This window comes from Mycolicibacterium helvum, from assembly GCF_010731895.1.
GTDB classification, from domain to species: Bacteria; Actinomycetota; Actinomycetes; order Mycobacteriales; family Mycobacteriaceae; genus Mycobacterium; species Mycobacterium helvum.
Genome location: NZ_AP022596.1, coordinates 4,445,675 through 4,467,132, shown reverse-complemented (window position 1 = coordinate 4,467,132; position 21,458 = coordinate 4,445,675). Strand labels below are relative to the sequence as shown.

Here is a 21,458-nt window from a genome sequence, read left to right as displayed (position 1 = left end):
CAAGACTTTTTGGTCATTCCGCAACTCACATCATGTTACTGATGGGTAACTTAGAGTGGTTCGCACGAACACCATAGCTGGTCGAAGTTTGTGTTCTAGCAGCCCATCGGTACCGTGCAGTTCGCGAACAGCCAACTTCGGGTTAGCCTGCCTTGCAATGAGCACATTCGTGACTGACGCAGGTGAGGGCGGTTTACCGCTGACCGGCGAGCGGACCATCCCCGGGCTCGCGGAAGAGAACTACTGGTTCCGCCGCCATGAGGTGGTCTACCGCCGCCTGTTGGACCTTTGCGCAGGTCGTGAGGTACTCGAGGCGGGCTGCGGCGAGGGCTACGGGGCCGACCTGATCGCCTCGGTGGCCGCCCGGGTGGTCGCCGTGGACTACGACGAGGCAACAGTGGCCCACGTGCAAGCCCGCTACCCCCGGGTCACCATGCTCGCCGGCAACCTGGCCGCGCTTCCGCTGCCCGACGCTTCAGTTGACGTTGTGGTGAACTTCCAGGTCATCGAGCATTTGTGGGATCAGCCACAGTTTGTCGCCGAGTGCGCGCGGGTGCTGCGACCTGGCGGTTTGTTGCTGATGTCGACCCCCAATCGGATCACCTTCTCCCCCGGCCGCGACACCCCGATCAACCCGTTCCACACCCGCGAGCTCAACGCCGCCGAACTGGAAGAGCTGCTGACCGACGGCGGCTTCGTTATGCGCTCGATGAGTGGGGTCTTTCATGGTTCCGGCCTGGTCGCGATGGACGAGCGCCACGGCGGCTCGATCATCGACGCCCAGATCGCGCGGGCGCTGGCCGACGCCGCATGGTCCGATGACCTGCTGGCCGATGTGGCGGCCGTGCGCTGCGAGGACTTCGACCTGCTCCACGCGGGAGAGCGCAATATCGATGACAGCCTGGATCTGGTGGCGATCGCGGTACGCGTATGAGGCAAGAGGCAATTTCGGGGCAGGTGCCCGGGCAGTTCACTCTGGTCCTGCACACCCACCTGCCGTGGCTGGCCCATCACGGCCGCTGGCCCGTCGGCGAGGAATGGCTCTACCAATCATGGTCGGCGGCTTACCTCCCGCTGATGCGGGTGCTGCGCTCGCTGGCCGCCGAAGGCCGCCGCGGCGTGCTCACCCTGGGCATGACGCCCGTGGTCACCGCCCAGCTCGACGATCCCTATTGTTTGGACGGCATGCACCGCTGGCTGGCCAACTGGCAGCTGCGGGCGCTGGAGGCCGCCACTCTGCGCACCCCGACCGGAGCAGAGGCCGGCACCGCCAACACCGCGGAAGCCTTGCGCGAGTTCGGCATTCGGGAATACGACGAAGCCGGACGGGCGATCGAGGAATTCGGCACCCTGTGGCGGCACGGCGGTAGCCCGCTACTGCGTGAGCTGATCGATGCCGGCACCGTCGAACTACTGGGCGGTCCCCTGGCCCATCCGTTCCAGCCGCTGCTCAATCCCCGGTTGCGCGAGTTCGCGCTGCGCGAGGGACTGGCCGACGCCGGCCAGCGCTTCGCCCACACACCGAAGGGCATCTGGGCGCCCGAATGTGCTTACGCCCCAGGCATGGAACACGACTACGCCGCCGCAGGCGTCGGACACTTCATGGTCGACGGACCCTCGCTGCACGGTGACACCGCGCTCGGCCGGCCGGTCGGATCGACGAATGTGGTGGCGTTCGGCCGCGACCTTCAAGTCAGCTACCGGGTCTGGTCGCCGAAGTCGGGTTACCCCGGACACGCCGCCTACCGGGACTTCCACACCTACGACCACCTCACCGGGCTCAAGCCGGCACGGGTCACCGGCCGCAACGTCGACTCCGACGCCAAAGCGCCCTACGACCCGCAACGCGCCGACAAGGCAATCGACGCCCACGTGGCCGACTTCGTCGCCCTGGTGCGCCAGCGGCTGATCTCCGAGTCGGAACGGATCGGCCGTCCCGCACATGTGGTGGCCGCCTTCGACACCGAATTGTTCGGGCACTGGTGGTACGAGGGGCCGCTCTGGCTGGAGCGGCTGTTGCGCGCGCTGCCAGAAGCCGGGGTGCGGGTCGGCACCCTCAACGACGCATTGTCGGCCGGGTTCGTCGGCGCACCCGTCGAATTGCCCCCCAGCTCATGGGGATCCGGCAAGGACTGGCAGGTCTGGTCCGGTGAGCAGGTGGCCGATCTGGTCCAGCTCAACACCGAGGTCGTCGACACCGCACTGGCGACCGTCGATAAGGCACTGGCGCACAGCGCGCCCAGCCGGGACTTCGTCGCCGACCAAATCCTGCGCGAGACACTGCTGACCGTGTCCAGCGACTGGCCGTTCATGGTCAGCAAGGATTCCGCCGCCGATTACGCCCGCTACCGCGCGCATCTGCACGCCCACGCCACCCGGGAGATCTCCGACGCGCTGGCATCGGGGCGGCGCGACGCAGCCGAGCGGCTGGCCGCCGGCTGGAACCGGGCCGATGGGCTGTTCGGCGCCCTGGACGCGAGGCGGCTGTCGTGAAAATCCTGATGGTGTCCTGGGAATATCCGCCGGTGATCATCGGCGGCTTGGGCCGGCACGTCTACCAGTTGGCGACGGCGCTGGCCGCCGACGGACACGACGTGGTGGTGCTGTCGCGCCGCCCGTCGGGCACCGACCCCAGCACGCACCCCACCACCGACGAGGTCCACGAGGGTGTGCGGGTGATCGCCGCCGCTCAGGACCCGCACGAGTTCGATTTCGGCCGCGACCTGATGGCGTGGACGCTGGCCATGGGTCACGCCATGACCCGCGCCGGGCTGACCTTGCAGGCGAAGGGCTGGCAGCCCGACATCGTTCACGCCCACGACTGGCTGGTCGCCCACCCCGCGATCGCACTGGCCGAATTCTTCGATGTACCAATGGTTTCCACCGTGCACGCCACCGAAGCCGGCCGGCATTCCGGCTGGGTGTCCGGACAGATCAGCCGCCAGGTGCACGCCGTGGAGTCATGGTTCGTCCGCGAGTCCGATTCACTGATCGCCTGCTCGGCCTCGATGTCGGACGAGATCTCTGATCTGTTCGGCCCGGACCTGGGCGAGATCGTCGTCATCCGCAACGGAATCGATTCGAGCCGTTGGCCGTTCGCACCCCGCCGGGCCCGCACCGGACCGCCCGAGCTGTTGTACATCGGCAGGCTGGAATACGAGAAGGGCGTGCACGAGGCGATCGCGGCACTCCCCCGGATCCGGCGCACCCATCCCGGCACCACACTGACGATCGCCGGTGACGGCACCCAGCAGGACTGGCTGGTCGAGGTGGCGCGAAAGCACAAGGTGCTCAAGGCAGTTCGCTTCGCCGGTCGGGTCGACCACGACGAGCTGCTGCGCCTGCTGCACCAGACCGACGCCGCAGTGCTGCCCAGCCACTACGAACCGTTCGGCATCGCCGCCCTCGAAGCCGCCGCAGCCGGCGCGCCGCTGGTCACCTCCAACGCGGGCGGACTCGGCGAGGCGGTCATCGACGGCGAGACCGGGGTGTCCTTCCCACCGCGCGACGTCACGGCGCTGGCCGACGCGGTGCGCCGCGTCCTCGACGATCCTGTTGCGGCACAACAGCGGGCGACCGCCGCACGGGCCCGGCTGACATCCGATTTCGACTGGCACACCGTGGCCTCCGAGACTGCCCAGGTCTATCTGGCCGCCAAGCGCCACGAACGCGATCCGCTGCCACGCAGACCGATCATCGAGCACGCCCTGCCGGGGCGCTGAGCTGGAGGTTCCCGGTTGACTGCGGCTTAGCCCTTCCCTTGGCGGGCGAAGTTCGGTTCCCCCGCCTCGAGTCGCGGCACCGAGACACCTAAGTGTCGTGCCTCCGTCTGCGGTCGAAGGCTCGGACCGGACGTTGCCCAAGATCAGCACCGTGGCTCTGCCGACGAACGGTCGCCCACATCACCTTTCGGAGCATCAGCGGGCGACATCCCACCACAGTGAATGAGAGCCCACGCGAGCCTCTCGGAGCTGGCGCTGGGGTTCGTCATGCACGCCGGTCAGGGCGTCCAGATCAGCAGGTCCTGCATGCCGTTGTTCATGGTGACCGTGGTCGGCGCCGGTCCGGTGACGTCGAAGTGGATCTTGCCCGTCGCTGTCGCGCCCGGCGGGATGGTCCCACCGCTGATATTCGACGGGGCGGCGACCATCCACAGCACCCGGTAGGCAGCCTGGTTTGGGGCAACGGCATTGAACTGCGAAATCGCCGGGGTGACCGGACCATCCAGGGCGTTGACAGTGGCGGTCGCCTCCCAGAGCTGGCCGGCAACCGGGTAGCCGGGCATCACGTCGTTGGACGGTTTGAGGCCGCCGACCGTCCAGGTCAAGCGGACCTGGCCGACACTGTCGGTCATCGTCAGCGGGCTACCCAGCTTGCCGACGATGGGATAGTCGGCCGCCGCCGAGAACGGTGCGGCCGCCAGCACGATGAGCATGCTCACCGCGGTGGCCAGTACTGCCTTGATGATTCTGGAGATCGTCACAGGGCCCTCCCCGAGGAGACGTGAATGGACGCATCTGGCATAACTCCAGACCAGCGCCGGACCATAGTGCCCAAAGACCCGCCCTGTGTTGACCTAAGCCTCTAGACGAGAGGCCTTCTTCCGCTCAATATCCGCCAGCGCAGCGGCCAGCTCCGCGCGCTGCGCCGCGGAGGTGTCCCAGGCCAGTTTGCGGTTCTTGACCACCTTGGCCGGCGAGCCGACGGCGATGGAGAAATCCGGGATGTCGCCCTTGACCACGGCGTGCGCCCCGAGGACGCAGCCGCGTCCGATCGTGGTGCCCCGCAGCACGGTCACCTTGGCCGCGATCCACGTGTCCGGGCCGATGCGCACGGGGCCCTTGATGATGCCCTGGTCCTTGATCGGCATTTCGATGTTGTCCATCTTGTGGTCGAAGTCGCAGACGTAGCACCAGTCGGCCATCAGCGCCGAATCACCCAGCTCGATGTCCAGGTAGCAGTTGATGACGTTGTCGCGGCCCAGCACCACCTTGTCGCCGAACCGCAGCGAGCCTTCATGGGCGCGGATGGTGTTCTTGTCGCCGATGTGCACCCAGCGGCCGATCTCCAACTGCGCCAGTTCCGGCGTGGCGTGGATCTCGACGTTCTTACCCAGGAACACCATGCCGCGGGTGATGACGTGCGGGTTGGCCAGCTTGAACTTCAGCAGCCGCCAGTAGCGCACCAAGTACCACGGCGTATACGCCCGGTTGGCGATGACCCACCGCAGCGATTCCCTGGTCAGGAACTTGGCCTGGCGCGGATCACGTAGGCGCGAACCCTTCCACCGCTTGTGGATCGGCGAGCCCCACATCGTCGTCATGGGCTGAGAGCCTAACGGAGCGACGGGACGGGTTACCCTCGCCTGTACTGTCTGATGGCGCGATGGCGCGATGGGAAGGTGACACGGGTGCTGCGGCGATTGCTGGTGTCGGCGTCGGCCGCGCTGGTCGTGACCGGCTTGGCCGGGTGCGACAACACCGACTCCTGGGTCGACTCCACCGCGGCGCACGGCTGGTCGGCCCAGTACGGCGATGCCGCCAATAGCAGCTACACCGCCACCGGCGGGGCTCCCGCGCTGCGGCTGAAGTGGAGCCGGTCGGTCAAGGGTGAGCTCGGCGCCGGAGCCGCACTGGGCGACACCAGCTACCTGGCCGTGAACGGTCAGACCGCCGGCGGGTGCTCGCTGATGGTGTGGGAGAACGACAACAACGGCCGGCAACGCTGGTGCACCCGCATGGTGCTGGGCGGCGGATTCGCCAGCCCGCTGTTCGACCAGTTCGACAACCTGTTCATCGGCCAGCCGGGCATGATGCAGGCCTACCCGCCGACGCAGTGGATCCGCTGGCGCCAAAATGTCATCGGGATGCCCACCACCGCACGATTTGTCGGTGGCCGCCAACTGCTGGCGGTCACCCATCTCGGGCAGGTGCTGGTCTTCGACTCGCATCGCGGCGACGTGACCGGAACTCCGCTGGATCTGGTCGATGGGCTCGACCCGACCGATTCCACCCGCGGGCTGGCCGACTGCGCCCATGCACTGCCGGGGTGCCCGGTGTCAGCGCCGCCGGCATACGCCGCGGCTACCCACATGATTGTGGTGAGCCTGTGGCAGCCGGGCGCCAAGGCCTCGACGCTCGTCGGCCTGGCGTACCACCCGGGCCAGACCCCACTGCTCACCCGCGAGTGGACCACCGACGCCATCGCCGCCGGCGTGCTGGCCGCACCGGTGGCCTCCGCCGATGGCACCACCGTGTACGTCACCGGACGCGACCACAAGCTGTGGGCACTGAACACCTCGGATGGGAAGGCGAAATGGTCTGTGCCGCTGGACTTTCTGCCGCAGACCCCGCCATCGGTGTCACCCGACGGACTGATCGTCGTCGGTGGCGGGCCGAACACTCATCTGGTCGCGCTCAAGGACACCGGTAACCACGCCGACATCGCCTGGCGCCGCGACGACGTCACGCCGCTGAGCTCGCCGAGTCAGGCTGGTCCGGTGGCCTACACGGTGGTCGCCAGCCCATCGGGTTTGTCGTTGCTGGTGTTCGATCCCACCAACGGCCGCACCCTCAACAGCTACCCACTCCCAGAGGCTGATGGCTTCCCGCTTGGGGTGTCAGTGGGCCTGGATCGCGCAGTGGTGGTGGCGACCAGCGCGGGCCAGCTGTACAGCTTCGATCCTGCCTAGCCGCCGAGTTGCAGCGGCGGCAGCGCCGCCCGCGGCACCGTCGCCGTTGTGGCCCCGGCGTCCGACGGCAGCAACTCCCCCTGGCTGAAGAAGAAGAGCACCGCGTCGTCGGTGACCGCGAAGTTCTGGTAGTGCGACGGATCCAGCCCGTCGCTGGTGGCGATGACGCCGGTCAGACCGGTCTGCCGCTCCAGATCGCGTTGCACGATGGGGAATATCGCGTTGACGGCCTTGGCATCCGGCGCGAACAGGGTGTCAAAGGTGACCGGTTTCTTATGCGCCACATCGTAGTTGAACGCCTTGTACCAGGTCGTCGGGTGCGCGCCACCGATGTCCTGGAACAGCCTGAGCACCACACTCTGGGTGCCGCCGGCGGGCGGACCTGAGGTGAATGACTGTGAGGTGACATCCATCTCGTAGGGCATGTTGCGCACTGCGGGCATTTCCGCGACGTTGGTGAATCCGTCGCGGCTCTGCGTCACGTAATCGATGACGGCTTGCTCGTCAACGTAGTTGGTGGGGAACCGCAGATCCATCGTGTAGCTGGCTGCACTGCTGTGCACATGGCAGACGTTGTCGGCCTCTACGACTCCGCCGAACGCCGCGCAGTCGGTCTGCGCACCGGATACCGCGATGCTGTGCTCGCCCAGGAGAACGCCCGCGGCCAGCAGTGCGCTCAGGGTGAGAATGCGCATTCGTCGATGATCCTCGCGCTGTGAAGACGGCACCAGCGCCGTCGCCGCCAGCGTACCCGCGGCTAACGCACTGCGGCAGCGGGTCGGCACAGGAACACAGAAGTGCGTTCGCCTGCGCCCGAGCCGATCCGGGTAATCACCAGCGATATCGACGTGTGCCCCGCCGGGCGCAGCCGGCGCCGCAACGCATCGGGGTCCACGTCGACTCCGCGCACCAGGATCTCCAGCTGCCCGCAATCGTGCTGCGACAGCGCCCGCCGCAACACCTTGTCCCGCAGCGGGAGTTCGTCGAGCACCTCGAATCCGCGGACTCCGGCGGGCACGTGATCGCCACTGAGATAGGCGATATCGGGGTCGAGCTGCCACAGCCCATGCCGGGCGGCATAGTGCCGGACCAGCCCGGCGCGCACGACCGCGCCGTCGGGATCCACAATCCACCGTCCGGCGGGGCCGGCCGGGCAGTCGTCGGGGTCGGCGTCGGTGACGACCTCGTCGCGGTCCAGCACACATGCCCGGCGCCGCACTCCCGGTTCGGCCAGCTGCGCCGACCACAAGCAGGCCTCCCGCACCGAACCGCCGGCCGAGGTCACCTCGATCTCGCCGTCGAAGCCCAGTTGGCGGACGGCGTCGAAATCGATTCCGGGCGCGCATTTCACCACGGTCGCCCGGCCGCGATAAGCGTCGAGCAGCCCGTCCAGCGGTGGTACGTAGTCGCGCGGGTCGAAGCGGCGCCGCCCACCGGATCGGCGGGCCGGATCGAGTAGCACCACGGCGTCGCGGCTCACCGGGCGCAGCGCATCGGCACGGCACAGCGCCACATCCGGAACGTTGTGGTGGGCCATCGCCAGGCGCACCTCGTCGATATCGCTGCCGACGAGCATGGCCGCGGTCGACCGCAGGGCGGCCAGCTCGGTGCCGATTGAGCAGGTCGCGTCGTGCACCACCGCGCCGGCCAGCCGGGCGGCCCGGTGCCGGGCCACCGGCGCCGCGGTGGCCTGCTGCAAGGCGTCGTCGGTGAACAGCCACCCCGACACGTCACCCAGCTCGCCGAGTTTGATGACGGCCTTGCGGCGCAGCAGGGTGGTCTCGATCAGGGCGGTGGCGCGGTCGGTGTACCGGTTGCGGATGGCGGTGACGTCGGCCAACAGGCTGGCGTCGGTCAGCGGATAGCGGGCCACCTCGGCCAGCGCCGCCGCACCGGAGTCGCTGGTGAGGTAGCTGACATCGTCGCGCCCGAAGGTCAGGACGGTTTGACCCCGGTGATCATGACGTTGTAGTACCAGCCCTTGGGCACCACCCGGCGCCAGACGTTGTCGTCGACCCAGCTCAGGCCGATCCAGCTGTTGAACGCGAACTTCGCCCAGCCCCAGCCCAGCTTGCCCGGCGGCACCGCGGCCTCGAGGGTGCGCAGCGGCCAGCCCAGCATCGCGGCGGTGAACTCCGTCGTCGCCGTCGACACGTCGATGGCGCCGGCGCTGCGGGCCATCCGCTCGAGGTCGTCGGGGTCGAAGGTGTGCAGGTCGACGACCGCTTCCAGCGCTGCGGCGCGAGACGATTCGTCGAGTTCGGCCTGCGGCCGCCGCCAGCCCTCCAGGCCCGGCAGCTTGGTGGCGTTGGTGGCGACCCGCCACGTCAGCGTCGACAGCGACCGCGCGTAGGTGTTGCCCACGCTGGTGGGTTCGCCGGCGAACACGAACCGGCCGCCGGGCTTGAGCACCCGGACCACCTCGCGCAGCGACTTCTCCACGTCCGGAATGTGGTGCAAGACGGCATGACCGACGACGAGGTCGAACGTGTCGTCCTCGTAGGGAACGCCTTCGGCGTCGGCAACCCGGCCGTCGATGTCCAGGCCCAGGTTCTCGCCGTTGCGGGTGGCGACCTTGACCATGCCGGGCGACAGGTCGGTCACCGAGCCGCGCCGAGCCACCCCGGCCTGGATCAGATTGAGCAGGAAGAAGCCGCTGCCGCACCCCAGCTCCAGTGCCCGGTCGTAGGGCAGCTCACGCAGTTCGTCGGCCGGCACGGTGGCGTCGAACAGATTGCGGGCGTAATCCACGCAGCGTTTGTCGTAGGAGATCGACCACTTGTCGTCGTAGCTCTCGGCTTCCCAGTCGTGATACAGAATCTGGGCCAGCTTGCTGTCTTTGAGCGCGGCCTCGACTTGTTCCGCGGTGGCATGCGGGTTAGGGGCCGGGTCGATCGAATTCATGCAGGGCAGCCTAACTGCTATCGCCAGCGGCGAAGACCTCACCGTAGCGTTGCGCCTGCTCACCGGCGTCGAGCTGGCCGTCGATCAGTGCCTTGGCACCGGCCAGTGCGCTCGGTGCAGCGTCCACGAGGCGGCCGGCCCAGACCGCGGCGGCGTCGAAGACATGGTCGGGCGCCACCATCTCGTCGATCAGTCCGAGCCCCAGTGCTTCCTTGGCATCGACGAACCGGCCGCTGAACGCCAGGTCTTTGGCCCGCGCCGGTCCGACCGCGCGGGCCAGCCGCTGCGCCCCACCACCGCCGGGGACCAGACCAGCCAGGATCTCGGTGGCGCCCAGCTTGACGTTGTCGCCGCTGACCCGCCAGTCGGCGGCCAGCGCCAGGCTCAGTCCGGCGCCCAGCGCGTAGCCGGTGATGGCGGCGACCGTCGGCTTGGGGATCGCCGCGACGGCGTCGATCGCCTCGCGGCGCAGCAGGTCGGCGGCTTCGGCTTCGGCCCGATTCAGCGTGCGCAGTTCGGGGACGTCGTCGCCGACGGAGAAGATCTCGTGTCCGCCGAACAGGACGACCGTGATGATGTCGGCGCGCTCGGCCAGCTCAGCCGCCGCCGAGATCAGCTCCCGGTAGGTCTGCCGGGTCAGCGCGTTGGTGGGCGGGCGTGACACCAGCAGCACCCCGATGCCAGGGTGCTGCTCGCCGACGTGGATGCTGACGAACTCGCGCACGTCAGTAGCCCTGCGGCGCCCGGCGGTTGCGGGCCTCGTTGTAGCGGTCACTGTTGAAGAACTCGATCTCCCAATTACCCTCGCGGACAGCAAGGCTGGGCTGAACGGCAACGATCTGGCGTTCCAGGGCGAGTACCTCGCCGACGGTGCGCCCGGCCAGCGAGTCCAGCTGGGTCCAGGTCGGGGGAAGGAGGAAACTCCGGGCTTCGGCGAAGTCCTCAAGCGCCTCTTCGGGGCTGGCCCACGCCGCCTGCTCGGCTTCGGTGTTGTGCCCGTCGGCGCGCTGGCCGTCGGGAAGGGCGCCGACGAAGAAGTAGGTGTCGTAGCGGCGGGTGCGCTCCTCTTCGGGGGTCACCCAGTTGGCCCACGGCCGCAGCAGATCAGCGCGCAGCACCAGGTTTTCCCGTCGCAGGAATTCGGAGAACGACAGGCTGCGGTCGACCAGAGCCCCACGGGCGTCGCGGTAGATCGACGCGTCGGCGACGATGCCGTCGGGATCATCGGCCGGGCCGGCGAACAGCACGCCGGATTCCTCGAACGTCTCCCGCGCGGCGGCGCACACCAGCGCTTCGGCGAGGTCCTCGTCGATGCCGAACCGCCCGGCCCACCAGTCCGGTCCGGGGCCGTACCAGGCGATGTCGGAGTTGCGGTCGCGGTCATCGACCCCGCCGCCGGGGAACACCATCACGCCGCCGGCGAACTCCATCGCGCGGTGCCGGCGCATCAAGAAGACCGAGATCCCAGCCGGGGTGTCCCGGACCAACATGACCGTCGCCGCCGGACGGACCGGCAGCGGCTCGGGTGTGTCGTCGCTCACAAGCGCCTCCTGTGGGCCGCGCGACTGCGTACGCGCCGGGCGAAGTAGCGGCCGTCGATGATGTCCAGCGCGATCGATTGCCCGAACGCCGTGGACAGGTTCTCCGCAGTCAGGGTGTCATGCAGCAGCCCGCCGGCGACCACCTGGCCCTCGGACAGGATCAGGGCATGGCTGAAGCCGGGCGGGATCTCCTCCACGTGGTGGGTGACCAGCACCAGCGCCGGCGCATCGGGATCGGCGGCCAGGTCGCCAAGGCGGGCCACCAATTCCTCACGGCCGCCGAGGTCCAGGCCGGCGGCGGGTTCATCGAGTAGGAGTAGCTCGGGGTCGGTCATCAGCGCACGCGCGATGAGCACCCGCTTGCGTTCGCCTTCCGAGAGGGTGCCGTAGGTACGTTCGGCCAAGTGTTCGGCGCCGACGCTCTCCAGCGTGTCGACGGCTCGGCCGTAGTCGACGTCCTCGTAGGTCTCCCGCCAGCGGCCCAGCACGGCATAGCCGGCCGAGACGACGAGATCGCGGACCACCTCGTCGTCGGGCACCCGCTGCGAAAGCGCCGAGCTGCTGAGCCCGACCCGCTGGCGCAACTCGGCCATATCGGTGCGGCCCAGTCGCTCGCCGAGCACGTGAGCGGTACCGGACGACGGATGCTCCATCGCGGCCGCGATGCGCAGCAGCGAGGTTTTGCCCGCGCCGTTCGGGCCGATCACCACCCAGCGTTCGTCGAGTTCGACCTGCCAGGTGACGGGCCCGACGAGGACCTGTCCCCCGCGGCGCAGCGATACTCTCCGGAAGTCGATCAGCAGGTCGGGGTCGACCTCGTCTGCGGCGTCGGGCACTGCACCATCGTGCCGCATTCGTCTCGATCCGCCGGTGTGGGGTCGTCGCGATTTCCCGGGTGTCCGACGATGTGTGCCCAACCGCTGACGGCCAGGGTCGACTTGGGCGTGAGGCGCAGCACTAGTTGCACCATGGGTCCGATCCCCAACGCGTAGATGACGGTCCCGACGCCGACGCTTCCGCCGAGCAGCCAGCCCGCGGTCAGCACGGTCGCCTCGATGGCGGTGCGCACCAGCCGCACCGAAATACCGGTCCGCGCAACCAATCCCGTCATCAGCCCGTCGCGGGGACCGGGCCCAAGCCCGGCGCCCACGTACAACGCGGTGGCCACGGCATTGAGGACGACCGCAGCCAGCATCAGCGCGACGCGGGCCGGCATCGACTCCGGGGCGCCCAGCACGGCCAGTCCGGCGTCGACAGTGATCGCGATGACGATCACGTTGGCGACGGTGCCGATGCCGGGCTTGTTCCGCAACGGGATCCACGCCAACAGCACAACGACACCGACAACCGCCGAGGCCACCCCGATGGTCATCGGGGTGTGCCGGGTCAGGCCCTGGTGGAACACATCCCACGGGTCCAGGCCGAGTCCGGCGCGCACCATCATGGCCATCGAGAAGCCATAGCAGGCCAGCCCGACCAGCAGGGCGACGCCGCGCAGCGCCGGTCTCACCGGTGGTCGGAGAAGCGGACCCGCAGGGCGTCGAGGTCACCGCGCAGACGGCGCACGTCGGCGTCTACGTCGTCCCATTCGGACGTTGTCGGATTCCACGGCCCGTGATTGGCGTCAAGCAACGCCGACAACCGGTGGGCCACTCGGGAGAACCAGGTACTCATGGCAACCATGCTTTCCGCTGACTGGCTTGCAGATCAATAGCCAGTTGACGCATACTGGCATGCAAATGGCGACAACCATGGCGGCCAGGGCGCTCGACCCGGACCTTTTGGCGCGCGAATTGGGCAACTGGCGTACTTCCAGCCGCAGTGGACCCACATATCAGGCGTTGGCCGACGGACTGCGCATGCTGATCGTCGACGGCCGGCTGCCAGTCGGATCGCGCCTGCCCAGTGAACGCGCGCTGGCCGATACGCTGCGGGTCTCGCGCACCACGATCACCGCGGCCTACGCCGAATTGGGTGACAGCGGCTATCTGCATGCCCGCCGCGGCGCGCGCAGCACGATCGCGCTGCCCCGCACACCCGTGACCGCACCTGCCGATGCGCCTGCCGTCATCAATCTGGCCGCCGCGGCCCTGGCTGCACCGGCCAGCGCGGTGCAGGAGGCATTCACCGAGGCGGCCCGTCAGTCCGCGTCCTACCTGCAGCACACCGGTCATGACATGCACGGGGTGTTGGCTCTTCGTACCGCAATCGCCGAACGCTATTGCGCCAGAGGCCTTCCCACTACCGCCGACCAAATCATGGTGACCAGCGGCGCACAGCATGCGATTGCGCTGATCCTGACGACCTACGTTCAGCCCGGCGATCGAGTACTCGTTGAGCAACCCACGTATCACGGTGTGCTCACCGCGATAGCGACCGCCGGGGCGCGGCCGGTGCCCGTCGCGATGACCGCCGACGGCTGGGAACTCGACGCCGTGCACGCCGCAGTGCGCCAACTCGCCCCGACCCTGGCCTATCTGGTGCCCGACAATCACAATCCAACAGGGTTCTCGATGCCAGCCGCCGATCGCAAGCGATTATCCGACATCATCTCCGAGACCCGCACCCGCACAGTGATCGACGAGACGTTGACCGATGTCTGGCTCGACGAGCCGGTGCCCCCGCCGGTGGCCGCGTCGATGACCTCGCGCACCGACCTCGTGATCACCATCGGCTCGATGTCGAAGTCGTTCTGGGGCGGGATGCGGATCGGCTGGATCAGGGCCGAGCCGAACGTGCTGGCAACCATCCGGGCGGTTCGCCCGTCCATCGACCTGGGCACATCGGTGATCGAACAGCTCGCTGCGGCATGGCTTCTCACCGAGCGGGCCGACGACGTGCTGCCCGAACGCCGGGATATCCTGCGCGGCCGGCGCGCGCTGCTGCTCGACCTGATGACCGAGCATCTGCCTGACTGGCGTCCGCTACCTGGCACCGGCGGGATGTCGATGTGGGTGCAACTGCCCGCCCCGGTCAGTTCGGCGATGTGCGCCTCGGCATCGCGGCTGGGTGTCGAATTGCCACCCGGACCGCGTTTCGGGGTCGACGGCACCCTGGAACGTTTCGTCCGAATTCCGTTCGCACTGCCCGAGAACGAGCTGACCGAGGCCGTTGAGCTGCTCGGCCGGGCGTGGGGCAGCATCACCGGATCGGCCGCGCCTGAGGCCAGGGCCGTGGTGATCTAGCGCCATACGCGCGCCGAGCGTGCGGGTTATCGGTGAATCCGCTGAGAGTTTCAACGAAAGCCCGCACGTTCGGCGATCGAATTCACCAACGAGGCAACTACTCCGGTGGAATCTCCACCCGGCGCAGCGTGCCGTCGACGGCGTCGGCGGCCTCGATCTCGCCGCGGGTGATGCCAAGGATGAACAACACGGTGTCCAGGTATGGATAGCTCAGCGAGGCGTCGGCGACCTCCCGCAGTGCGGGCTTGGCGTTGAAGGCCACGCCAAGGCCGGCTGCGGCCAGCATGTCGATGTCGTTGGCGCCGTCCCCTACTGCCACCGTCTGCTCCATCGGCACCCCGGCCTGGCGCGCAAAATCGCGCAGTGCCTTGGCTTTTCCGGCCCGGTCGACCACCTCGCCGATCACCCGGCCGGTCAGCTTGCCGTCCACGATCTCCAGTTCGTTGGCAGCCACGAAATCCAGCATCAGCTCGTGCGCCAACGGATCGATGACCTGGCGGAAGCCGCCGGAGACCACGCCGCAATGAAAACCCAACCGCCGCAACGTCCTAATGGTCGTGCGCGCCCCAGGGGTGAGCTCGATCTGGTCGGCGACCTCGTCGAGCACTTCTGCGGGCAGGCCGGCCAGGGTGGCGACCCGCTGGTGCAGTGACTCGGCGAAGTCCAGCTCACCACGCATCGCCGCTTCGGTGATGGCGGCGACGGCCTCCCCGGCGCCGGCGTGGGCGGCGAGCATCTCGATGACCTCACCCTGAATCAGGGTCGAGTCGACGTCGAACACGATGAGTCGCTTGGCCCGGCGTTCCAGGCTGTAGTTCTCGACGGCGATGTCCAGACCCTGTTCGGCGGCCACCCGGGCCAGCACGGTCTGCAGTTCACCACCGACCCCGGCAGGCACCGAAACCCGCAGCTCCAACCCCGTCACCGGGTAGTCGGAGACCCCGCGGATGAAGTCGATGTTGACCCCGAGCGCGGCGGCCCCCCGGGCCACCACCCCGAACGCCGCCGCGGTGATGGGCCGCCCGAGCACCACGATCGTGTGGGTGGACGGCTCACGGATGATCGGCAGGTCGTCGCTGGGTTCGATCGTGACATCGAGCCCCAGCCGGTGAATGGCGTCGGTGACATCGTCGCGCAATTGTGCGCCGTCGGCCACATCGGCACGGCCGGAAACCAGCACCCCCAGCGTCAGACGACCCCGGATCACCACCTGCTCGACGTTGAGCAGGTCCACCTCATGGCGGGCCAGCACTTCGAAGAGCGCCGAGGTAACCCCAGGCTGGTCGACACCGGTGACGGTGATCAGCACCGACACCTTGGACATGGTCATACCCGAAAGGTTGCGTATCCCGGCGCTAGGTCCGGACGTGCTCGTCATCGAGTCGCGTCACGTCACCGTCATCGGGACCGTGCGCACGACCAACGTGAGCCTCGGCGCGCATCCGCTCGATCATGTGCGGGTAGTGCAGTTCGAACGCGGGCCGCTCTGAACGGATCCGGGGCAGCTCGGTGAAGTTGTGCCGCGGCGGCGGGCAGGAGGTGGCCCACTCCAGCGAGTTGCCGTAGCCCCAGGGATCGTCGACGGTGACGACCTCGCCGTAGCGCCAGCTCTTGAAGACGTTCCAGACGAACGGCAGCACCGACACACCAAGAATGAACGCGCCGATCGTCGACACGATGTTCAGTGTCTCGAAGCCGTCCGAGGGCAGGTAGTCGGCATAGCGGCGGGGCATGCCCTCGTTACCGAGCCAGTGCTGCACCAGGAACGTGGTGTGGAAGCCGATGAAGGTCAGCCAGAAGTGCAGCTTGCCCAGTCGTTCGTCGAGCAGCCGCCCGGTCATCTTCGGGAACCAGAAGTAGATGCCGGCGTAGGTGGCGAACACGATGGTGCCGAACAGCACGTAATGGAAGTGCGCGATCACGAAGTAGCTGTCACTGACGTGGAAGTCGATGGGCGGGCTGGCCAGCAGCACGCCGGACAGGCCACCGAGCAGGAACGTCACCAGGAAGCCGATGGAGAACAGCATCGGCGTCTCGAAGGTCAGCCGGCCCTTCCACATGGTGCCGATCCAGTTGAAGAACTTGATGCCGGTGGGCACCGCGATCAGGAACGTCATGAAGCTGAAGAACGGCAGCAGCACAGCACCCGTGACGTACATGTGGTGGGCCCACACGGCCACCGACAGCGCCGCGATGCTGATCGTGGCGTAGATCAGGGTGGTGTAGCCGAAGATCGGCTTACGGGCGAACACCGGGAAGATCTCGGAGACGATCCCGAAGAACGGCAACGCGATGATGTACACCTCGGGGTGCCCGAAGAACCAGAACAAGTGCTGGAACAGCATCGTCCCGCCGTTGGCCGGGTCGTAGATGTGCGCACCGAGATGACGGTCAGCGGCCAGGCCGAACAGCGCGGCGGTCAGCAGCGGGAAGGCCACCAGCACCAGGATCGACGTCACGAAGATGTTCCAGGTGAAGATCGGCATCCGGAACATCGTCATACCGGGAGCGCGCATGCAGACCACGGTGGTGATCATGTTGACCGCACCGAGGATGGTGCCGAGACCGCCCACGGCCAGACCGAGGATCCACAGGTCACCACCAGCGCCGGGACTGTGCATCGCATCCGAGAGCGGGGTGTAGGCCGTCCAGCCGAAGTCGGCGGCACCGCCAGGGGTGATGAACCCGGCCAGCGCGATCAAGGCGCCGAACACGAACAGCCAGAACGACAGCGCGTTCAGCCGCGGGAAGGCGACGTCGGGGGCACCGATCTGCAACGGCAGGACCAGGTTGGCGAACCCGAACACGATCGGGGTCGCATAGAACAGCAGCATCGCCGTGCCGTGCATGGTGAACAGCTGGTTGTACTGCTCATTGGACAGGAACTGCAGGCCCGGCACCGCCAGCTCGGCGCGAATGAACAACGCCATCAAGCCGCCGAGGAAGAAGAAGATGAAGCAGGCGACGCAGTACATGATGCCGATCAACTTGTGATCGGTCGTGGTCACCATCTTGTAGATCAGGTTGCCCTTGGGACCCATCCGCGCAGGCATGGGCCGAGTGGCCTCGAGTTCTTCCCGCGAAGGCACTACGGCAGTCAACGGTCCTCCAAAATCTCATCAGCGCACCCGAGAACGTCTAGTCGATCCTAGCCGCCCATCGCCGCCGATGGGGTGTGGGTCCTACATTCTGTCGTATTCGCGACGGCAACACCCTGCCCCGCAGCTCAGCGGCCCTCTCGCGGTCAGATGTTAACGTCGGCGTCGTGCTGATCGGCGGTAAGCGTTCGGGTGTCGTGATGGCGACCGGAGCGGTGCTCACAGCAGTCGCGATGACAGTCGCCAGCGGATGCTCAGATTCGGCCAAGAATCCGCCGCCCTCAGCGGGCAGCCTCGTCACGAGCACCACCAAGATCGCCGGTGCCGGCGTCCTGGGCAATCAGCGCCGGCCCGACGAATCGTGTGCGCCCGATCCAGCCCGGCTAGACCCGGCGCCGCCAGGCCCGATCCGGCACGCCGCCGGGGAAACCACGGTGGTGGCTGACCCGCAGCGGATCGTGGTGCTCGCCGGCGACGAGCTCGACGCGTTGTGTGCGCTGGGTCTGCAGTCGCGGATCGTGGCCGCCGCCCAACCTGACGGATCGGCCGGCCAGCCTTCATATCTGGGCACCGTCATCCACAACGTGCCAGGCGCCGGCACCCGCAGCGCACCGGACCTTGCCGCGATCGCGGCCGCCAAGCCGGACCTCATCCTCGGCTCGCAGGCGCTGACGCCGCAGTCCTATCAGGCGCTCACGGCCATCGCCCCGACCGTCTTCACCGACGCGCCTGGCGCCAAATGGCAGGACAACCTGCGCACGACGGGTGCCGCGACCGGCCGCGCCGACGCCGCCGGCGATCTGGTCGGAGATTTCATCGAGCAGGCCAAGCAGAAGGGCATCGCCAACGACGCCCCACACTTCCAGGCCTCCATCGTCCAGTTCACCGACACCACGATGCGGGTCTACGGCGCCGAGAACTTCCCCGCCTCGGTGCTCGCCGACGTGGGTGTGGATCGCCCTGCCGCACAACGGTTTACCGACAAGCCATACATCGAGATCGGCATCTCCGACGCCGACCTGGACCGCTCCGCGGACCTGTCGGCCGCCGACGGCGACATCCTGTATCTGTCATTCGCCTCGCAGGCAGCCAAGGATCGCGCACCGGCAGTGTTGGACAGCCCGGCGTGGCGAAAGTTGTCGGCCAACCGCGACAACCGGGTGTTCGTCGTCAACAACGAGGTATGGCAGACCGGCCAGGGCATCGTCGCCGCACGCGGCATTCTCGACGACCTGCGCTGGCTCAACGCCCCCATCAACTGACGCGGCAGGTAATGTTCGCCCCTGTGTTCCATGTGCTGACAATCACCTACAACAAGCCACTCGATGTCATCGAGCAGACCCGGGCCGCCCATCTGGCCTGGCTGAACGACGAGGTCGCCGCGGGTCGCCTGCTGCTGGCCGGCCGTCTGGATTCCGGTGCCGGCGGCGTCCTGATCACCGCGGACATCAGCGTCGAGGACGCCCAGCACATGATCGACAACGATCCCTACACGCTGGCCGGAGTCGTCAGCTACCAGCGCTCGTCCTTCAACGGCGGAATTCGCGCAGCCGGGTTATAAATCTCTCAAGCGGGATTAGGCACCCGCGGCACTGGGTTATTCCATTTGGTCGCAGCGTCGCGACACCAAACTATGACCAAAAACGCTGAACCAATCAGTGCTGCCTCAAACGCGAACTCAAGGACCACAATGAGCACAGTTACCGCTTATGCCGCCACTTCCGCCACGGATCCACTGGCCAAGACCACCATCACCCGCCGCGAGGTGGGCCCCCATGACGTTCAGTTCGACATCCACTTCGCGGGCATCTGCCACTCCGACATTCACACCGTGCGCGGCGAATGGGGTGGCGTCCGTTACCCGTTGGTACCCGGCCACGAAATCGCCGGTGTGGTAACCGAAATCGGACCCGCCGTCACCAAATACAAAGTGGGCGACCGGGTTGGGGTCGGCTGCTTCGTCGACTCCTGCCGCGAATGCTCCAGCTGTAAGGCCGGTCTGCAGCAATACTGCATTGGCTCCGGCATGGTCGGAACCTACGGCTCGGTAGGCAAGGACGGACAACCCACCCAGGGTGGTTACAGCGGCAGCATCGTCGTCGATGAGAACTACGTCCTGCGTGTCCCCGACGCGCTCTCGCTTGAGGCGGCCGCGCCGCTGATGTGTGCTGGCATCACCACGTACTCACCCCTGCGGCACTGGAATGCCGGACAGGGCAAGCGAATTGCCGTGGTTGGCCTGGGTGGCCTCGGCCACATGGGGGTCAAGCTCGGCGTGGCGATGGGCGCCGAGGTGACGGTCCTGTCGCAGTCGTTGAAGAAGATGGAGGACGGTCTGCGGCTCGGCGCCAGCGAGTACTACGCGACGAGCGATCCCGCGACCTTCAAGACGCTGCGCAACTCGTTTGACGTGATCCTCAACACGGTGTCGGCCAACCTGGACCTGAGCGCCTACCTGAGCACGCTGACGGTCGACGGCACGCTCGTCGAGTTGGGCATGCCTGAGCAACCGATGGTGGTGCCGGCACCGCCGCTGGTCAGCATGCGCCGGCATCTGTCGGGGTCGATGATCGGCGGGATCCCCGAAACGCAGGAGATGCTGGACTTCTGTGCCGACAACGGCATCGCGCCCGAGATCGAGCTGATCGCGCCCGACTACATCAACGAGGCTTACGAGCGGGTGCTGGCCAGCGACGTGCGGTACCGCTTCGTCATCGACACCGAGTCGCTGCGCGGCGAGTAGTCAGTCGCTGACCGTGTCCTCGGTCACGCCGGTCAGCGGCCACCCCGCCGCGGCCAGCGTGGCCGCGACGCGCTTGACGTTCTCCGGCCCCGCGTCGTGGTGACTGACATCCTTGATGAACTCGGCGATCTCGTCTTCGTTGATCGCACCGTCGGCCAGTGCTGGTGAATCCTTGGCGGTGAGGTGCGCGACCACCTCTTTGACCTGCTCTTCGGTCAGCGGAGTGCTGCGGAGCAGCGCCAAGAGCGGAACCCGGTCGGGACCGGGGACTCCGTTCGGGTAGCCGGCCCGCAGCCAGGTGAGAATCGACTGGAAAAGCGACGTAGCGGTCACGAGGCTCAGTCTCACGGTTGCGCCCGGGCAGCGCCACCACCGGTGGCACAGTTCGCCGCCGATTCACGCCACGTTCACCGATCGTCGGCACAGCGGGCCAGGAATCCGACGACAGCCTCGGCGAACAGGTCGTTGCGATCACCAGCGACCATGTGCCCGGCGCCGGCGACGTCGACGAACTGGATCTGCGGGAAGCGCGCCAGGAACGCGTCGGCGCGCTCCTGGGTGACGAGGTCGCTCATCTGGCCGCGCACCAGCAGCATCGGAACGCCGGCGGCCAGGATCGCTTCGACTGCCCCGTTCATCCGCTCGACGTCGGTGACCTCGATGGGCGGGCTCGCCGCAGTGCCGTCGATGAACTTGGGATCCCAATGCCAAAACCACCGGCCGTCGCGGGGCCGCAGGTTCGCGCGGAGGCCGTCGAGGTCGGCGGGCCGGCTCCGGTTCGGGTTGTACTCCTGGATCAGGTCGGCCACCTCGTCGAGCGACTCGAAACCCGATTCCATCCGGTCGTACATGAAGCGGTGAATTCGTGAGGCCCCAGACGGGTCCATATCAGGGACGATGTCGACCAATACCAGGGCGCGCAGTGCGTCCGGAGCGAGTTCACCAGCGAGCAGCATGGCGGTGAACCCGCCCAGGGATGCACCGACGACGACTGGCCGCGGTGGCAGCTCACGCAGCAGTTCCAGCACGTCACCGGCGAAGCTGACGACCCGGTAGTCGCCGAGTTCTGACCAGTCAGACTCGCCGTGCCCACGCAAGTCGACGGTGATCGCCTGCCAGCCCCTGGCTGCCACCGCGGCGGCGGCCCGTCCCCACGAACGGCGGGTTTGTCCGCCGCCATGCAGGAACACCGCGGCCGGCGCGTTCGGGTCACCGAGCCGATCGGCGGCGATGCGGATGCCATCGGCGCCGAGCGCACTGAACGGTTCGGGCGTCATCAGGCGATCAGCATCCGCG

The 21,458-nt window shown here is 67.5% G+C and carries 22 protein-coding genes; 8 read left to right on the top strand and 14 right to left on the bottom strand.

The annotated features are described in order from the left end of the window. Nucleotides 1-88 precede the first annotated feature (88 nt). Genes G6N38_RS20980 through G6N38_RS20970 form a run of 3 tightly spaced genes read left to right on the top strand, consistent with a single transcriptional unit; the run spans nucleotide 89 to nucleotide 3,722 of the window. Nucleotides 89-934 (top strand): class I SAM-dependent methyltransferase, encoded by an 846-nt coding sequence (locus tag G6N38_RS20980; RefSeq protein ID WP_407662787.1) that lies wholly within the window; start codon nucleotides 89-91, stop codon nucleotides 932-934. After that, nucleotides 931-2,493 carry a 1,4-alpha-glucan branching protein domain-containing protein gene (locus tag G6N38_RS20975; RefSeq protein WP_163749947.1) on the top strand — a complete coding sequence of 521 codons (1,563 nt, stop codon included), beginning with the start codon at nucleotides 931-933 and terminating at the stop codon, nucleotides 2,491-2,493. The genes G6N38_RS20980 and G6N38_RS20975 overlap by 4 nt, the downstream gene beginning before the upstream one ends. Beyond that, nucleotides 2,490-3,722 carry a glycosyltransferase family 4 protein gene (locus tag G6N38_RS20970; protein WP_163749946.1) on the top strand — a complete coding sequence of 411 codons (1,233 nt, stop codon included), beginning with the start codon at nucleotides 2,490-2,492 and terminating at the stop codon, nucleotides 3,720-3,722. Before G6N38_RS20975 ends, G6N38_RS20970 begins: the two co-directional genes overlap by 4 nt. Nucleotides 3,723-4,000: 278 nt before the next feature. On the opposite strand, the gene G6N38_RS20965 is transcribed toward G6N38_RS20970, so the two are convergent. Both G6N38_RS20965 and G6N38_RS20960 read right to left on the bottom strand, forming a co-directional pair. Then, entirely contained in the window at nucleotides 4,001-4,435 is a 435-nt protein-coding gene (locus tag G6N38_RS20965) for an MPT63 family protein (protein ID WP_170314231.1), read from the bottom strand. A 141-nt stretch (nucleotides 4,436-4,576) separates the two neighbouring features. After that, nucleotides 4,577-5,323, bottom strand: coding sequence for an acyltransferase (locus tag G6N38_RS20960; RefSeq protein WP_163749944.1), 747 nt, complete (start codon nucleotides 5,321-5,323; stop codon nucleotides 4,577-4,579). A 54-nt stretch (nucleotides 5,324-5,377) separates the two neighbouring features. Between G6N38_RS20960 and G6N38_RS20955 the strand changes: the two genes are divergently transcribed. Then, the gene (locus G6N38_RS20955; RefSeq protein WP_163749943.1) at nucleotides 5,378-6,691 is read left to right on the top strand and encodes a BamB-related PQQ repeat family beta-propellar protein; all 1,314 of its coding nucleotides are present in this window, start codon (nucleotides 5,378-5,380) and stop codon (nucleotides 6,689-6,691) included. Here the strand turns inward: G6N38_RS20955 and G6N38_RS20950 are convergent. From G6N38_RS20950 to G6N38_RS20915, 8 genes are all read right to left on the bottom strand, one after another. Then, nucleotides 6,688-7,386 carry an esterase gene (locus G6N38_RS20950; protein ID WP_163749942.1) on the bottom strand — a complete coding sequence of 233 codons (699 nt, stop codon included), beginning with the start codon at nucleotides 7,384-7,386 and terminating at the stop codon, nucleotides 6,688-6,690. The two genes, G6N38_RS20955 and G6N38_RS20950, sit on opposite strands and share 4 nt — an antisense overlap. 62 nt (nucleotides 7,387-7,448) lie before the next feature. After that, complete coding sequence (locus G6N38_RS20945) at nucleotides 7,449-8,669, bottom strand: THUMP-like domain-containing protein (protein ID WP_407663007.1); 1,221 nt, start codon at nucleotides 8,667-8,669, stop codon at nucleotides 7,449-7,451. Next, on the bottom strand, nucleotides 8,627-9,595 hold the full coding sequence (locus G6N38_RS20940; RefSeq protein WP_163749941.1) for a class I SAM-dependent methyltransferase: 969 nt from the start codon (nucleotides 9,593-9,595) through the stop codon (nucleotides 8,627-8,629). Before G6N38_RS20940 ends, G6N38_RS20945 begins: the two co-directional genes overlap by 43 nt. A 10-nt stretch (nucleotides 9,596-9,605) precedes the next feature. Then, complete coding sequence (locus G6N38_RS20935) at nucleotides 9,606-10,319, bottom strand: enoyl-CoA hydratase (RefSeq protein WP_163749940.1); 714 nt, start codon at nucleotides 10,317-10,319, stop codon at nucleotides 9,606-9,608. Nucleotide 10,320: 1 nt separating this feature from the next. Beyond that, a complete protein-coding gene (locus G6N38_RS20930) occupies nucleotides 10,321-11,085 on the bottom strand; it encodes an NUDIX hydrolase (protein ID WP_246228066.1) in 765 nt (254 codons plus the stop codon). A 47-nt stretch (nucleotides 11,086-11,132) separates the two neighbouring features. Next, nucleotides 11,133-11,990 carry an ABC transporter ATP-binding protein gene (locus G6N38_RS20925; protein WP_163749938.1) on the bottom strand — a complete coding sequence of 286 codons (858 nt, stop codon included), beginning with the start codon at nucleotides 11,988-11,990 and terminating at the stop codon, nucleotides 11,133-11,135. After that, on the bottom strand, nucleotides 11,933-12,646 hold the full coding sequence (yczE, locus tag G6N38_RS20920) for a membrane protein YczE (RefSeq protein ID WP_163749937.1): 714 nt from the start codon (nucleotides 12,644-12,646) through the stop codon (nucleotides 11,933-11,935). The genes G6N38_RS20925 and yczE overlap by 58 nt, the downstream gene beginning before the upstream one ends. Next, nucleotides 12,643-12,810: a hypothetical protein gene (locus tag G6N38_RS20915; protein WP_163749936.1), complete on the bottom strand. Its 168-nt coding sequence runs from the start codon at nucleotides 12,808-12,810 to the stop codon at nucleotides 12,643-12,645. The genes yczE and G6N38_RS20915 overlap by 4 nt, the downstream gene beginning before the upstream one ends. 65 nt (nucleotides 12,811-12,875) lie before the next feature. On the opposite strand from G6N38_RS20915, the gene yczR reads away from it, so the two are divergent. Further along, on the top strand, nucleotides 12,876-14,321 hold the full coding sequence (gene yczR / locus G6N38_RS20910) for a MocR-like transcription factor YczR (protein WP_163749935.1): 1,446 nt from the start codon (nucleotides 12,876-12,878) through the stop codon (nucleotides 14,319-14,321). Between the two features lie 97 nt (nucleotides 14,322-14,418). Here the strand turns inward: yczR and serB are convergent, their stop codons facing one another. Next, a complete protein-coding gene (serB, locus tag G6N38_RS20905; protein WP_163749934.1) occupies nucleotides 14,419-15,651 on the bottom strand; it encodes a phosphoserine phosphatase SerB in 1,233 nt (410 codons plus the stop codon). 25 nt (nucleotides 15,652-15,676) lie between these two features. Beyond that, nucleotides 15,677-17,374, bottom strand: coding sequence for an aa3-type cytochrome oxidase subunit I (gene ctaD / locus G6N38_RS20900; protein ID WP_163752180.1), 1,698 nt, complete (start codon nucleotides 17,372-17,374; stop codon nucleotides 15,677-15,679). A 212-nt stretch (nucleotides 17,375-17,586) separates the two neighbouring features. On the opposite strand from ctaD, the gene G6N38_RS20895 reads away from it, so the two are divergent. The 3 genes from G6N38_RS20895 (at nucleotide 17,587) to G6N38_RS20885 (ending at nucleotide 20,162) form a co-directional block, all read left to right on the top strand. Next, entirely contained in the window at nucleotides 17,587-18,681 is a 1,095-nt protein-coding gene (locus G6N38_RS20895; RefSeq protein WP_179968422.1) for an iron-siderophore ABC transporter substrate-binding protein, read from the top strand. 23 nt (nucleotides 18,682-18,704) lie between these two features. Further along, nucleotides 18,705-18,980: a YciI family protein gene (locus tag G6N38_RS20890; RefSeq protein WP_163752176.1), complete on the top strand. Its 276-nt coding sequence runs from the start codon at nucleotides 18,705-18,707 to the stop codon at nucleotides 18,978-18,980. A gap of 129 nt (nucleotides 18,981-19,109) precedes the next feature. Beyond that, entirely contained in the window at nucleotides 19,110-20,162 is a 1,053-nt protein-coding gene (locus G6N38_RS20885; protein ID WP_163749933.1) for an NAD(P)-dependent alcohol dehydrogenase, read from the top strand. On the opposite strand, the gene G6N38_RS20880 is transcribed toward G6N38_RS20885, so the two are convergent. Together G6N38_RS20880 and G6N38_RS20875 are read right to left on the bottom strand one after the other, a co-directional pair. Further along, a complete protein-coding gene (locus tag G6N38_RS20880) occupies nucleotides 20,163-20,495 on the bottom strand; it encodes a DUF3349 domain-containing protein (RefSeq protein ID WP_163749932.1) in 333 nt (110 codons plus the stop codon). 74 nt (nucleotides 20,496-20,569) lie between these two features. Further along, complete coding sequence (locus G6N38_RS20875; protein ID WP_163749931.1) at nucleotides 20,570-21,439, bottom strand: alpha/beta fold hydrolase; 870 nt, start codon at nucleotides 21,437-21,439, stop codon at nucleotides 20,570-20,572. Between the last annotated feature and the right edge of the window lie 19 nt (nucleotides 21,440-21,458).

What these genes read in the sequence shown, in the direction of transcription:
- G6N38_RS20975 (WP_163749947.1), top strand. Translation starts at nt 931, where the DNA reads ATGAGGCAAGAGGCAATTTCGGGGCAGGTGCCCGGGCAGTTCACTCTG.
- G6N38_RS20965 (WP_170314231.1), bottom strand. Translation starts at nt 4,435, where the DNA reads ATGCTCATCGTGCTGGCGGCCGCACCGTTCTCGGCGGCGGCCGACTAT.
- G6N38_RS20960 (WP_163749944.1), bottom strand. Translation starts at nt 5,323, where the DNA reads ATGACGACGATGTGGGGCTCGCCGATCCACAAGCGGTGGAAGGGTTCG.
- G6N38_RS20955 (WP_163749943.1), top strand. Translation starts at nt 5,378, where the DNA reads ATGGCGCGATGGCGCGATGGGAAGGTGACACGGGTGCTGCGGCGATTG.
- G6N38_RS20950 (WP_163749942.1), bottom strand. Translation starts at nt 7,386, where the DNA reads ATGCGCATTCTCACCCTGAGCGCACTGCTGGCCGCGGGCGTTCTCCTG.
- G6N38_RS20940 (WP_163749941.1), bottom strand. Translation starts at nt 9,595, where the DNA reads ATGAATTCGATCGACCCGGCCCCTAACCCGCATGCCACCGCGGAACAA.
- G6N38_RS20930 (WP_246228066.1), bottom strand. Translation starts at nt 11,085, where the DNA reads ATGTTGGTCCGGGACACCCCGGCTGGGATCTCGGTCTTCTTGATGCGC.
- G6N38_RS20925 (WP_163749938.1), bottom strand. Translation starts at nt 11,990, where the DNA reads ATGCGGCACGATGGTGCAGTGCCCGACGCCGCAGACGAGGTCGACCCC.
- G6N38_RS20915 (WP_163749936.1), bottom strand. Translation starts at nt 12,810, where the DNA reads ATGAGTACCTGGTTCTCCCGAGTGGCCCACCGGTTGTCGGCGTTGCTT.
- yczR (WP_163749935.1), top strand. Translation starts at nt 12,876, where the DNA reads ATGGCGACAACCATGGCGGCCAGGGCGCTCGACCCGGACCTTTTGGCG.
- serB (WP_163749934.1), bottom strand. Translation starts at nt 15,651, where the DNA reads ATGACCATGTCCAAGGTGTCGGTGCTGATCACCGTCACCGGTGTCGAC.
- ctaD (WP_163752180.1), bottom strand. Translation starts at nt 17,374, where the DNA reads ATGCCTGCGCGGATGGGTCCCAAGGGCAACCTGATCTACAAGATGGTG.
- G6N38_RS20885 (WP_163749933.1), top strand. Translation starts at nt 19,110, where the DNA reads ATGAGCACAGTTACCGCTTATGCCGCCACTTCCGCCACGGATCCACTG.
- G6N38_RS20875 (WP_163749931.1), bottom strand. Translation starts at nt 21,439, where the DNA reads ATGACGCCCGAACCGTTCAGTGCGCTCGGCGCCGATGGCATCCGCATC.